The sequence below is a fragment of the Streptococcus sp. GMD5S genome (genome assembly GCF_000298715.2).
Taxonomy (GTDB): domain Bacteria; phylum Bacillota; class Bacilli; order Lactobacillales; family Streptococcaceae; genus Streptococcus.
This window is the reverse complement of record NZ_AJRG02000008.1, coordinates 1-12,324: the sequence shown is the minus strand read 5'-3', so window position 1 is coordinate 12,324 and position 12,324 is coordinate 1. Positions and strand designations below refer to the sequence as shown.

13 protein-coding genes, 1 tRNA gene, 1 pseudogene and 1 riboswitch are annotated in these 12,324 nt (G+C 40.5%); of the genes and pseudogenes, 11 read left to right on the top strand and 4 right to left on the bottom strand.

From position 1 onward, the window contains the following. The first annotated feature begins 8 nt into the window (after positions 1 to 8). The 4 genes from GMD5S_RS0205210 to hemH all read left to right on the top strand — a co-directional run bounded on the left by GMD5S_RS0205210 (position 9) and on the right by hemH (position 4,367). Positions 9 to 1,229, top strand: a complete 1,221-nt coding sequence (locus GMD5S_RS0205210) for a DUF7601 domain-containing protein (protein WP_000750686.1) — start codon at positions 9 to 11, stop codon at positions 1,227 to 1,229. A 16-nt stretch (positions 1,230 to 1,245) separates the two neighbouring features. Next, positions 1,246 to 2,247, top strand: a complete 1,002-nt coding sequence (srtB, locus tag GMD5S_RS0205205) for a class B sortase (protein WP_000695090.1) — start codon at positions 1,246 to 1,248, stop codon at positions 2,245 to 2,247. A 75-nt stretch (positions 2,248 to 2,322) separates the two neighbouring features. Continuing rightward, on the top strand, positions 2,323 to 3,195 hold the full coding sequence (gene srtB, locus GMD5S_RS0205200; RefSeq protein ID WP_000858434.1) for a class B sortase: 873 nt from the start codon (positions 2,323 to 2,325) through the stop codon (positions 3,193 to 3,195). 77 nt (positions 3,196 to 3,272) lie between these two features. Further along, positions 3,273 to 4,367, top strand: a complete 1,095-nt coding sequence (hemH, locus tag GMD5S_RS0205195; protein ID WP_000709219.1) for a ferrochelatase — start codon at positions 3,273 to 3,275, stop codon at positions 4,365 to 4,367. Between the two features lie 41 nt (positions 4,368 to 4,408). Here the strand turns inward: hemH and mscL are convergent, their stop codons facing one another. Next, positions 4,409 to 4,789 carry a large conductance mechanosensitive channel protein MscL gene (gene mscL, locus GMD5S_RS0205190; protein ID WP_000910206.1) on the bottom strand — a complete coding sequence of 127 codons (381 nt, stop codon included), beginning with the start codon at positions 4,787 to 4,789 and terminating at the stop codon, positions 4,409 to 4,411. Positions 4,790 to 4,868: 79 nt separating this feature from the next. Beyond that, on the bottom strand, positions 4,869 to 5,306 hold the full coding sequence (locus tag GMD5S_RS0205185) for a GtrA family protein (protein WP_002874529.1): 438 nt from the start codon (positions 5,304 to 5,306) through the stop codon (positions 4,869 to 4,871). Between the two features lie 28 nt (positions 5,307 to 5,334). After that, positions 5,335 to 5,431: riboswitch (PreQ1 riboswitch) on the top strand. Between GMD5S_RS0205185 and GMD5S_RS0205180 the strand changes: the two genes are divergently transcribed. From GMD5S_RS0205180 to dapA, 4 genes are all read left to right on the top strand, one after another. Beyond that, positions 5,429 to 5,941, top strand: a complete 513-nt coding sequence (locus GMD5S_RS0205180; RefSeq protein WP_000737304.1) for a QueT transporter family protein — start codon at positions 5,429 to 5,431, stop codon at positions 5,939 to 5,941. (Overlaps the previous riboswitch by 3 nt.) Positions 5,942 to 6,046: 105 nt before the next feature. Beyond that, positions 6,047 to 6,119 (top strand) — tRNA-Thr (locus GMD5S_RS0205175). 389 nt (positions 6,120 to 6,508) lie between these two features. Beyond that, a complete protein-coding gene (locus GMD5S_RS0205170) occupies positions 6,509 to 7,585 on the top strand; it encodes an aspartate-semialdehyde dehydrogenase (protein WP_000542493.1) in 1,077 nt (358 codons plus the stop codon). Positions 7,586 to 7,641: 56 nt separating this feature from the next. Further along, positions 7,642 to 8,577, top strand: coding sequence for a 4-hydroxy-tetrahydrodipicolinate synthase (gene dapA, locus GMD5S_RS0205165; RefSeq protein ID WP_000121631.1), 936 nt, complete (start codon positions 7,642 to 7,644; stop codon positions 8,575 to 8,577). 46 nt (positions 8,578 to 8,623) lie between these two features. On the opposite strand, the gene mnmE is transcribed toward dapA, so the two are convergent. After that, complete coding sequence (gene mnmE / locus GMD5S_RS0205160) at positions 8,624 to 9,997, bottom strand: tRNA uridine-5-carboxymethylaminomethyl(34) synthesis GTPase MnmE (RefSeq protein WP_000632736.1); 1,374 nt, start codon at positions 9,995 to 9,997, stop codon at positions 8,624 to 8,626. A gap of 134 nt (positions 9,998 to 10,131) precedes the next feature. Further along, on the bottom strand, positions 10,132 to 10,314 hold the full coding sequence (locus GMD5S_RS0205155) for a 4-oxalocrotonate tautomerase (protein WP_001117401.1): 183 nt from the start codon (positions 10,312 to 10,314) through the stop codon (positions 10,132 to 10,134). Positions 10,315 to 10,436: 122 nt separating this feature from the next. On the opposite strand from GMD5S_RS0205155, the gene GMD5S_RS0205150 reads away from it, so the two are divergent. The 3 genes and pseudogenes from GMD5S_RS0205150 to GMD5S_RS0205140 form a co-directional block, all read left to right on the top strand. After that, a complete protein-coding gene (locus tag GMD5S_RS0205150; RefSeq protein WP_000068127.1) occupies positions 10,437 to 11,027 on the top strand; it encodes a thymidine kinase in 591 nt (196 codons plus the stop codon). Next, entirely contained in the window at positions 11,024 to 12,103 is a 1,080-nt protein-coding gene (gene prfA, locus GMD5S_RS0205145) for a peptide chain release factor 1 (RefSeq protein ID WP_001028815.1), read from the top strand. The genes GMD5S_RS0205150 and prfA overlap by 4 nt, the downstream gene beginning before the upstream one ends. Next, positions 12,103 to 12,324: pseudogene (locus tag GMD5S_RS0205140) on the top strand (peptide chain release factor N(5)-glutamine methyltransferase); the annotation flags it as partial. The gene prfA and the pseudogene GMD5S_RS0205140, both read left to right, overlap by 1 nt.

Here is a 12,324-nt window from a genome sequence, read left to right as displayed (position 1 = left end):
GAATAATCATGAAAAAAACATTTTTGAAAAAATTAGTTACTGCAAGTATTGCAGCTGTAACCGCCTTGTCGGTCTTTAGAGGAGTGCCAACATTTGCGGATGATAATGATGTGGCGACTGCCAAAGCAACTGGTGAAACAAGTGCAAAAGTTTCTATTAATAAGGTGTTGAACATTGCTGAAGGAATTACAACACCTGAAGCAACTTTTACATTTACTTTCACCCCTAAAACTGGTACATCATCAAATGGTGCACCCTATGAAACAATTGATTCTTCTAATGGTCAAATTACAGATAAAAATGTATCTTATTCTGGAACAGACGTTTTAGCAACTGGCCAAACTAACATTAAGAAAGATACCGGCGATATTTTTAGAGAAGTGAACTATACACATGCTGGTGAATATGTCTATACTGTTGCTGAAAAACAAAATGTTGGTTGGAAAGTTATTCAAAAAAATGGTTCACCTATTGATTTTATGACATATGATAATCGCAACTATGAAATGCACGTTATTGTTAAGAACAAAACTACAGGAGGAACATATATTTCTTCTGTGTATTTTAAACAAGTATCCCCAAGTGTGAATGGTAAAGTAAAACCATCTGAAAGTGGAACTACTTACAAATATGATCTTTTCACTAACATTTATCGTAAAAATGCTGGTAAAATTACAGATCCAAATGAACCAAACCCTAATAAACCAAATGTTTCAAAAGTTGACCCAAATGCTAAATCTTTAGTAATTAAAAAAGTTGTATCAGGTGCTACTGCAGATAAATCAAAAGATTTCACTTTCAAGCTTACTTTCACAAAAGCATCTACAGAAACTTCACAATCAATCACTGGTAAAATCGGTGAAACCTCAAAAACATTTGTCTATGGTCAAGAAACGACTATAACACTACGTCACGATCAATCTTTAGTGTTTGACACAATTCCTGCTGGTACTCGTTATAAATTGGTTGAAACTGGATCTCAAGGTTACACAGCTTCAGCTGCATATAAGGAGAACGGAGCATCAAAAAATCAAGCTGGTACAGTTTCTACAAATTTCACTCAAGATAGTATCCTTATTGGTGAAAAACCAAACGATAACACTATCACAAATAGCTTACCAGACGTTACCCCTACTGGTCTCTTGATTGACAACCTTCCTTTCATCTTGATGATTGGTCTTGGTTTGGCTGGATTTGTTGTTTTGTCTAAAAAACGCAGACAAGCTTAAGCAAGTGGTTTGACCGATGAAAATCAAGCGTGAGAAACCCAAAAGGAGTTTGTCTAGGCGTCTGGTCCTTGCTGTAGATGCATTGATGAATCATATCTTGCTCCTCTTGACAGCCTTAGTCTTTCTCTTTGGTTTCTACGCCCTCTGGGATGCCAATCAGGTTTATTCTCAGGCTTCATCAAGTGAGTATGAGGCCTATAGACCTGTTAGTACCAGTGAGAAGGATGAGCTTGCTAGTTTTTCTGGCTTTCACAAGCTACAGCAAGTCAATCCAGAGGTTCTCGGTTGGATCAATGTCTATGGCACCAATATCGACTATCCCTTAGTTCAAGCCAAAGACAATGAAAAATACCTGAACAAGGATTCCAAGGGAGAATTTGCAGCTACAGGGGCTATTTTCCTTGAGGCTCGAAATGAATCCAAGTTCGAAGACTTTAATACCATCATCTACGGACACCATGTAGAAAATGGGGTTATGTTTGGAGATGTAGCAAAGTTTTCTGATAAGGAATTTTTTGACCAGCATCGCTACGGCAGTATTTACTATAATGGCGTTGAAAAAGGTCTTGAAATCTTTGAAATGCTCGAGGTGGACGCCTATGACTTTAACATCTACGATCCAGGTATTAATGGGGATGATCGGCGCCAAGAATATATCGATCACTTACTCTCGGTTGCCATTCACAAACGAGACATTACACTGGGGCCAAATGACCATATCATTCTTCTCAGTACCTGTTTCCTAGACGTAACAAATGGGAGACATATCGTAGTTGCCAAGATTACGGATACAGTTCCAAAGAACACCTTCCATACGAAAAAATCAAAACCATTCCCTTATAGTGTCTTTGATGATTCGTCGCTCGGACGATTTCTCTCATCGATTCCTTTGTGGATATGGTATATCATCTTATTTATCTTGCTCTTGCTATTGATCTTCTTGCTCATCATCCTCTATTTGATCTTGCGTCGTAGAAGAGAAGCAAAGGAAGAAGGAGCAGATACCATTACTGACTAAACTACCAATAAAAGAGAAAGGGATAGCCTCTCTTGCTCTTTTATTTTCAAGGCTAGAAAGGAGAAAGAAGGAAATATGAAAACAAGTACGAGTCACAAGACCATAATGGTCATTCTATCCCTCTTTCTAGTTTTTTTCTGTCTTTTTACAGCTGATAGAGCTCTTGCGAGCGACTACGATCATTATAATCCCATTGAAAAGGATGCCAGCAGTACGGGCTTTGAAACCTTGCAGCACCTCAACAAGGATGTTTGTGGTTGGATTAGCCTTGATGGGACCAAGGTAGACTATCCCCTCTTGCAGAGTCAGGACAATGTCAAATACCTTGACCGCAATGCCTTTGGCGATTATACTGTGTCAGGTTCTATATTCCTAGACTATCGTTTTAACCCAAATTTTACGGACTTTAACACCATCATTTATGGTCACTCCATGGCTTCTGGTGCTATGTTTGGGGAGATTCAAAAATTTGCGGATCAAGATTTTTTTGAAAAGCATCGTTATGGCTCTATCTATTATAACGGCCGTGAACGAGGGCTTGAGATATTTGGAATTTTAGAAGTAGATGCCTATGACGCGGAGATTTACCGAACTTTGAGTTCCAACGATGAGGAACACCACGCCTACTATCAATATTTGCTAAGTAAAGCCAAGTACAAGCGAGATGTTTCGCTGACCTCAACGGACAAGATTGTTTTATTAAGCACCTGTTTCCTTAATATTACCAACGGACGGCATATCCTCTTAGCTAAAATAACGGATGCACCAGTAAAAGCAGCCCAGGATAAAAGTGGGGAAGCAGTAGGGACGCGGTATTTCGATCAAGGCCTACCAACGCATTGGATTTATATACTTGCCTTTCTTCTCCTGATTATCGTTATTTTACTCCTTGTCGTTATCATCCTAATCATAAGGCGAGATAGAAAGACAAAAGAACAAAAGAAATAGTAGACGTCGGAAGCGTTTACTATTTTTTTCTTTCATGATAGAATAGATAGTGAAAATAATATCATAAGGATGATAACATGAAAAAAGCTATATTAATGATGACCTTTGGATCTCCAGAGGAGATTAGTTTTGAAGGAGTAGCAGAATTTTTTACAAATATTCGTCGTGGTGTTAGACCCCAAGACCACGAGATTCAGACTCTCTATGACAACTATGTCCTTATCGGTGGGACGCCCTTGCAGCGGATTACACGTGAGGAGGTTGATTTAGTCAAGGAACGTTTAGGCGAGGAGTACGGTATCTACTTTGCCAATAAGTTTTCTCGGCCCTTTATCCCTGATGTGATCAAGCAGATGGAGTCTGATGGTATTGAAGAATGTATTTGTTTGATTTTGGAACCTCATTATTCCTTTTACTCGGTGATGGGGTATGAAAAGTTTTTGGAAAGTCAGCAGATCCGATTTTTAGTAATTAAGGACTGGTATCAACAACAGCCTTTGCTGGACTTCTGGACAGATGAGATTGAAAAAATTTTACGAAACCATGTGGGAGAAGAATCTTTCAAGGTAATCTTTTCAGCTCACAGTGTTCCCATTTTTGCCTTGGATTATGGAGATCCTTATATCGATCAGATTTTCGATAATAGCAAGCTCATTGCTGAACAACTCGGCCTAACAGCCGACCAGTATACCAATACTTGGCAGAGCGAAAGCGATATTGGAATCCCTTGGATCAAGCCAGATGTCTTAGAATATTTACGAGAACAAAAGCAACATCCAGAGCATTATATTTTTGTCCCGATTAGCTTTATCAGTGAGCACATCGAAGTCTTGTTTGATAACGATGTGGAATGTTATGAGTTGTGTCAAGAATTAGGTGTCACCTACCATCGTCCACCTATGCCCAATACAGATAGCCGTTTAATTGACGCTTTAGTTGCTACTGTACGAGCCAATGAAGACAAAGAATTTAAAGCTTTTCTCCCAGAAGAAGAAACCTTCGATGAGTTAGCGCCTTCGGCAACTACAAAGGACATCATGGAGGAGACAGACGACCTTCAGATGCCAGAATTTGTCAAAAAACTCATTGAGAAAAAAGGCCGTGAAAATGTGAAGATGCCTTACTTGATTAAGAAAATGCTCGAAAAGGCTGGGAAGTTACCAAAAGAGTAAAGAAAAAAGGATTTAGCTTTAAGCTAAATCCTTTATCTGTTTTATTTTTTCTCAAGAAGAGCTTTGATTTCTTGAAGAACTTCAAGTTCAGTTGGAGCAGCAGGTGCTTCCTCAACCACTTCCTCTTTCTTACGAAGGTTTTGCGCTTTTTCCATAGCTTTAATAACGAAGAAAAGCACAGTACCTACAACGAGAAAGTTGATAATAGCACTCAAGAATTTACCATATGTAACACCATTCCATGCAAGCTCAGCGATGTTTTGTACTTTCGCAGCTTCCAAAGCTGGGTTCAATAGAAGTGGAGTGATGATATCGTTAACAAATGAAGTAACGATAGCACCAAATGCAGAGGCAATGATCACACCGACAGCAAGGTCAACGACATTACCACGAAGCAAAAATTCTTTAAGATCCTTTAACATTTTCATAAATTCCTTTCCTAATTTTCTAATTTATTATATCCTAAATTGTGACAAAAAGCAACTTGAACGCTCAAAGTGGTCAGTTGTTCCCTTTAAAAATATAGATTTTACTGAAAATATAGTTTAAAATGATGATCAAGATTTGTGCTAGAATAGTTTCAATCGTATTAACCCTATCTATATTAAATTCGACAAACTGGCCAATAATATCAGGGAAAGTTGTAACAAAGATATAAGTTAAAAGAACGTCAAGACCAAGAGTAGAAAGACGAGCTAAGAAAAACTTAGCCAGGCGGGTTGGCCAATTCCTTCTCTCTTGTTTAAAGACGATTGTATCATTTGTGAGAAAGGCAAAGAGAATCCCGATAATATTTGCGAGGGCAGTTGCGAGGATTTCCTGGTGGCTGATATGGTAAATAACCAAACGTGATACAATAGAAACCAGAGTAGTAGCGCCACCAAAAAAAAGATAGGCAAGGATTTCATTATCAAAGAAAGCTTTTATTTGATTTTTCATGATTTTAGTATAGCATAAAGTCATATATTGTGCTATACTGGTAAGGTTGATAACCTCAACCCTTGGTGCTTAGCTTCTTTCACCAAGCATATTTTACGCGGGAAACCGCTAAAGGAGAAAACATGAAAAAATTAACTGTTCGTGACATGGCAGACATCGCTATCGTTGCTGCGATCTATGTAGTTTTGACTATTACGCCACCAATCAATGTTCTTAGTTTTGGGGCGTATCAGTTCCGTATTTCAGAAATGTTGAATTTCTTGGCCTTTTACAACCCTAAATATATCATCGGTGTGACAATTGGATGTATGATTGCTAATTTATTTAGTAGTTTTGGCCTAATAGATGTCTTTGTCGGTGGAGGTTCTACCCTAGTTTTCCTTAGTCTAGGGGTATGGCTCTTTGCAAAATACAGCAAAGATTACCTCTTTAACGGATTGATTCGAAAAGATCATTTCTTCTTTTCAATCCTCTTCTCCATTTCAATGATTACCATTGCAGCTGAACTCCATATCTTGACAGAAGCTCCCTTCTTCTTCACATGGTTCTCTACTGGAATTGGTGAGTTTGCATCACTTATAGTGGGAGCGATTTTGATTGGTAAATTGGGACAGCGAATCGATCTAACAAAATAAGAAGTTTATAAGCTAGATTCTTGCTAAATCTAGCTTTTTTCATTCCATAAAATTAAAAGAGAGCGCTTGACAAGAACATAGAACTATAGTATACTTTTTAGGTAAGCTGATTTAGCTCAGTTGGCAGAGCGCATCCATGGTAAGGATGAGGTCGCCGGTTCAATCCCGGCAATTAGCATTAAATAGATACAAAAACTCTTATTTACAAGGGTTTTTGTTATGTCTGCCCCAAATTTTTCAAAGATATTTCTTATGCACCTGTATAAATGAAGCAAAGAGTTTTGGCTGTTGACAAAAGTGACTCTATCTAGTAGAATAGTAGATGCGATGAGTCGATAGGCAGTCTTCGGACTGCTATTGAGCATAAGGAGGTCATAACGCAGGAGCGGACCTTGATGAGTTGTGTGAACCTGCTCATCACATGAAGATGCCTCTTAGTCCCTGGTCAATGACTAGGGATTTTTAATTTTCAGAAAATATAACCCAAAAATGCTTTTCAATTTCTGGAAAAAGTAGTATAATACATCTATTATAGAAATTTTTAGAAAATTCCGAAAGAGGTTATTTATGGGATATACAGTTGCTGTAGTCGGCGCGACAGGTGCTGTCGGAGCTCAGATGATAAAAATGTTGGAAGAATCAACACTTCCAATCGATAAAATTCGTTACCTTGCTTCTGCACGTTCAGCAGGCAAGACTTTGAAATTTAAAGACCAAGATATTACGATTGAAGAAACGACTGAGACCGCTTTTGAGGGTGTTGATATTGCACTCTTCTCAGCAGGTGGTTCGACATCAGCTAAGTATGCACCATACGCAGTTCAAGCTGGAGCGGTAGTAGTAGATAACACATCTTATTTCCGTCAAAATCCAGATGTACCATTGGTTGTGCCGGAAGTCAATGCTCACGCACTTGATGCCCACAACGGGATTATTGCTTGCCCTAACTGTTCAACAATCCAAATGATGGTGGCTCTTGAGCCTGTTCGTCAAAAATGGGGCTTGGACCGTATCATCGTTTCAACATACCAAGCAGTCTCTGGTGCTGGTATGGGAGCGATCCTTGAAACACAACGTGAACTTCGTGAAGTCTTGAATGACGGTGTGAATCCACGTGATTTGCATGCGGAAATCTTACCTTCAGGTGGTGACAAGAAACACTATCCTATTGCCTTTAACGCTCTTCCACAAATTGATGTCTTCACTGACAATGATTACACTTACGAAGAGATGAAGATGACTAAGGAAACGAAGAAAATCATGGAAGATGATAGCATCGCAGTGTCTGCAACATGTGTGCGTATTCCTGTCTTGTCTGCTCACTCTGAGTCTGTTTACATTGAAACAAAAGAAGTGGCTCCAATCGAAGAAGTGAAAGCAGCCATCGCAGCCTTTCCAGGTGCTGTTCTCGAGGATGACGTAGCTCATCAAATCTATCCTCAAGCTATCAATGCAGTTGGTTCACGTGATACCTTTGTTGGTCGTATCCGTAAAGACTTGGATGCTGAAAAAGGAATCCACATGTGGGTTGTTTCCGATAACCTTCTTAAAGGTGCTGCTTGGAACTCAGTTCAGATCGCAGAAACACTTCACGAACGTGGATTGGTTCGTCCAACAGCTGATTTGAAATTTGAATTAAAATAGTCATATCGTTTAGGAGTTCAGATGAACTCCTTCTTTGAAATAGAGAGGTGTTTCTCATGTCTTATCAAGATTTAAAAGAGTGTAAAATCATCACAGCCTTTATTACCCCTTTCCATGAGGATGGTTCCATCAACTTTGATGCCATTCCAGCCTTGATTGAGCATTTATTGGCCCATCACACAGACGGCATTCTTCTAGCTGGAACGACTGCTGAGAGTCCAACTTTGACCCACGATGAAGAGTTGGAACTCTTTGAGGCTGTACAAAAGATTATCAATGGACGCGTTCCTTTGATTGCGGGTGTAGGTACCAATGATACGCGCGATTCGATCGAGTTTGTCAAAGAGGTCGCAGACTTTGGTGGTTTTGCTGCTGGGCTTGCAATCGTACCTTACTACAACAAACCTTCTCAAGAAGGCATGTATCAGCACTTTAAAGCGATTGCAGATGCTTCTGACTTACCTATTATCATCTATAACATTCCAGGGCGTGTGGTAGTGGAATTAACTCCAGAAACCATGCTTCGTTTGGCTGACCATCCAAATATTATTGGGGTCAAAGAATGTACAAGTCTGGCTAATATGGCTTACTTGATTGAACACAAGCCAGAAGAGTTCTTGGTCTATACTGGTGAGGACGGAGACGCTTTCCATGCCATGAATCTTGGTGCAGATGGGGTTATTTCTGTTGCCTCCCATACAAATGGAGATGAAATGCACGAAATGTTTACTGCCATTGCAGAAAGCGATATGAAAAAAGCTGCTGCAATTCAGCGTAAATTCATTCCTAAAGTCAACGCCCTCTTCTCTTATCCAAGTCCTGCTCCAGTTAAGGCAGTCCTTAACTATATGGGATTTGAAGCTGGACCAACTCGATTACCTCTAGTTCCAGCACCAGAAGAAGATGCTAAACGCATTATCAAAGTTGTCGTAGATGGCGACTACGAAGCGACTAAGGCAACTGTAACAGGTGTCCTTAGACCAGATTACTAATAAAGACAATAAAATCCATGACCGAATGAACGATCATGGATTTTTCTTATTTTCCTAAACAGAATTGGCTAAAGAGTTGGGTGATGAGTTCATCAGGTGCGGCATCTCCAGTGATTTCTCCGAGAATTTCCCAAGTACGGGTCAAGTCAACTTGAAGCAAATCAACTGGCATACCCAGTTCAAGACCTTCATTAACTGCTTGTAGGCTTTCAACGGCCTTCTCAATCAAGGAAATATGACGGGCATTAGATAGGTAAGTAGCATCTTGCTCGACCAAACCAGCATTTTCAAAGAAGAGGTTGTTAATGCGTTCTTCAATCTTATCGATGTTTCGATTTTTAAGGACTGAAATGCGGATGATATCTTCTGGAAGTTCCTCTGTTTCAATAGCTTCTTGCAGGTCAGTTTTGTTGAGGAGAATGATTCGATTAGTATCTTGGCTGATTTCTAAGAGTTGGCGATCTTGGGCGGTCAGTGGTTCACTGGCATTTAGTACTAGTAGTACCAAGTCAGCTTCCTTGAGGGCTTTTCTAGAACGTTCGACACCGATTTGTTCCACGATGTCATCTGTTTCCCGAATACCAGCTGTATCAATCAATTTGAGAGGAACACCATTGATGTTGACGTATTCTTCGATGACATCACGGGTAGTACCAGCGATGTCTGTAACGATGGCCTTTTCTTCACGCAGGAGGTTGTTGAGCAGGCTCGATTTCCCAACGTTGGGACGACCGATGATGGCAGTTGAAATTCCCTCACGGAGGATTTTACCTCGACGTGCTGTCCTAAGGAGATTAGTTAGCAATTGCTCAAACTCCATAGTTTTCTCACGGACAACTGCAGTAGTGGCTTCCTCAACATCGTCATACTCAGGATAGTCGATATTGACCTCAACTTGGGCAAGTGTATTGAGGATTTCTTGGCGAGTATTATTAATGAGGTCAGAAAGAGAACCGTCCAATTGTTTGACTGCAATATTCATGGCCTTATCTGTCTTAGCACGGATGATGTCCATCACTGCCTCAGCCTGTGTCAAGTCCACACGACCGTTTAGAAAGGCGCGTTTGGTAAATTCACCAGGTTCCGCCAACCGAGCTCCTTCACGGATAGCTAGTTGGAGAATTTCATTGGTCACCGCAATCCCACCGTGGGTGTTAATCTCAATAATGTCCTCTCGAGTGAAGGTCTTTGGAGACTTCATGGCACCAACCATAACCTCGTCCATGACTTTACCAGTTTGAGGGTCAATAATGTGACCATAGTTGAGAGTGTGGCTAGCAACCTTGCTCAAGTCTTTTCCTTTAAAAATCTTTTGGGCAATAGCAAAACTATCTGTTCCGCTCAAGCGGACAATACCAATGGCCCCTTCTCCAAGAGGAGTAGAGATAGCAGCGATGGTATCAAATTCACGTGTAATCATACTAATTCCTTTTGTATTTCTTTTCTTAGGATAGGTATCCAAGCATCTCTTCAAATTGTAACAAAATTAGACTATTTCTTCAATGGATGCTACTTGGAGATTGAAAAAGCCTAAGCAATTCTGCTTAAGCTAGATTATTTGGTGCGCATTTCCCCTTGAGGGAAGTAGGTTCCTTCTGGCATGTCGTTGATGATGACATGAACGGCTGATTGAGGTGCTCCAGTGTTACGGACAACAGCTTCCGTTACTTCCTTAGCAAGAGCTTTCTTTTGCTCGAGCGTGCGTCCTTCAAATAAATCGATGCGTACAAATGGCATAATGGCTTCCTCCACTAGTTTTTGATTTCTTCTATTTTACCACATTTTGCCGTTTAAAGCTTCAGAAAATTATGATATACTAGAATGTAGCAAAAATTTAGAAATGGACGTGAAATAGAAGCATGGCACAGTTGTATTATCGTTATGGGACCATGAACTCTGGTAAGACGATTGAGATTCTCAAGGTGGCCTATAACTACGAGGAGCAAGGAAAGGGAGTTGTGATTATGACTTCGGCTCTGGATACACGTGACGGTGTTGGCTATGTATCTAGTCGAATCGGTATGAAACGCCCAGCCATTGCGATTGAGGAAACGACGGATATCTTTGGTTATATCCGAGACTTACCTGAGAAACCATACTGTGTGCTAGTCGATGAGGCTCAGTTTCTCAAGCGTCACCATGTTTATGACCTTGCTCGTGTTGTTGATGAGTTAGACATACCTGTCATGGCTTTTGGTTTGAAGAATGACTTTCGCAATGAATTGTTCGAAGGTTCCAAATATCTCTTGCTTTTAGCAGATAAGATTGACGAAATCAAGACCATTTGTCAGTATTGTAAGAAAAAGGCGACTATGGTGTTGCGAACTCAAGATGGCGTGCCAGTCTATGATGGAGAACAAATTCAGATCGGTGGAAATGAAACCTATATCTCAGTCTGCCGTAAACATTATTTTGCCCCTGAAATCAATAAGGAGAATGAAGAAAAATGAACATCTATGATCAACTACAAGCTGTAGAAGACCGTTATGAAGAATTAGGAGAATTGCTCAGTGACCCTGATGTGGTATCTGATACCAAACGTTTCATGGAATTGTCCAAAGAAGAGGCTTCCACTCGCGATACGGTAACAGCCTACCGTGAGTACAAACAAGTCCTTCAAAACATCGTTGATGCCGAAGAGATGATTAAGGAGTCAGGCGGAGATGCGGACTTGGAAGAAATGGCCAAGCAAGAATTAAAAGATGCCAAGGCTGAAAAAGAAGAATACGAAGAAAAATTGAAAATCTTGCTCCTTCCAAAGGATCCAAACGATGACAAGAACATCATCCTTGAAATTCGTGGAGCGGCTGGTGGTGACGAAGCGGCACTTTTCGCCGGAGATTTGCTAACTATGTACCAAAAGTATGCGGAAGCCCAAGGCTGGCGCTTTGAAGTCATGGAAGCTTCTATGAATGGTGTCGGTGGTTTCAAGGAAGTGGTTGCTATGGTTTCTGGTCAATCTGTATATTCTAAGCTTAAGTACGAATCAGGTGCCCACCGTGTGCAACGTGTCCCTGTGACAGAAAGCCAAGGTCGTGTCCACACTTCAACTGCGACAGTTCTTGTTATGCCTGAAGTCGAAGAAGTAGAATACGATATTGATCCAAAAGACCTTCGTGTTGATATCTACCACGCATCTGGTGCTGGTGGTCAGAACGTCAATAAGGTTGCGACTGCCGTGCGTATCGTTCACTTGCCAACCAATATCAAGGTTGAGATGCAGGAAGAACGTACCCAGCAGAAAAACCGTGAGAAGGCCATGAAAATCATCCGTGCGCGTGTTGCTGACCACTTTGCACAAATTGCCCAGGATGAACAAGACGCTGAACGTAAGTCTACTATCGGTACTGGTGACCGTTCAGAACGTATTCGTACATATAACTTCCCACAAAACCGTGTCACAGACCACCGTATTGGCTTGACTCTCCAAAAACTAGATACCATCTTGTCTGGTAAATTGGATGAAGTTGTGGATGCCTTGGTTCTTTATGACCAAACACAAAAATTAGAAGAATTAAACAAATAATGAAATTAGCTCAATTATTTTCAGATTTTGAAGAAGAGTTGGTTAGACAAGGAGAGGAAGCTGAAAGCCTCTCTTTTGTCTATCGTAGCCTAAAAAATCTCTCTTTTACGGACTTTGTCTTTGCTCTTCAGCAGGAAGTGACAAAAGAGGAAGAAAATTTTGTAGAAGAAATTTACCAGCAGTTAGTGGCTCACAAACCGGCGCAGTACATCATTGGTCAC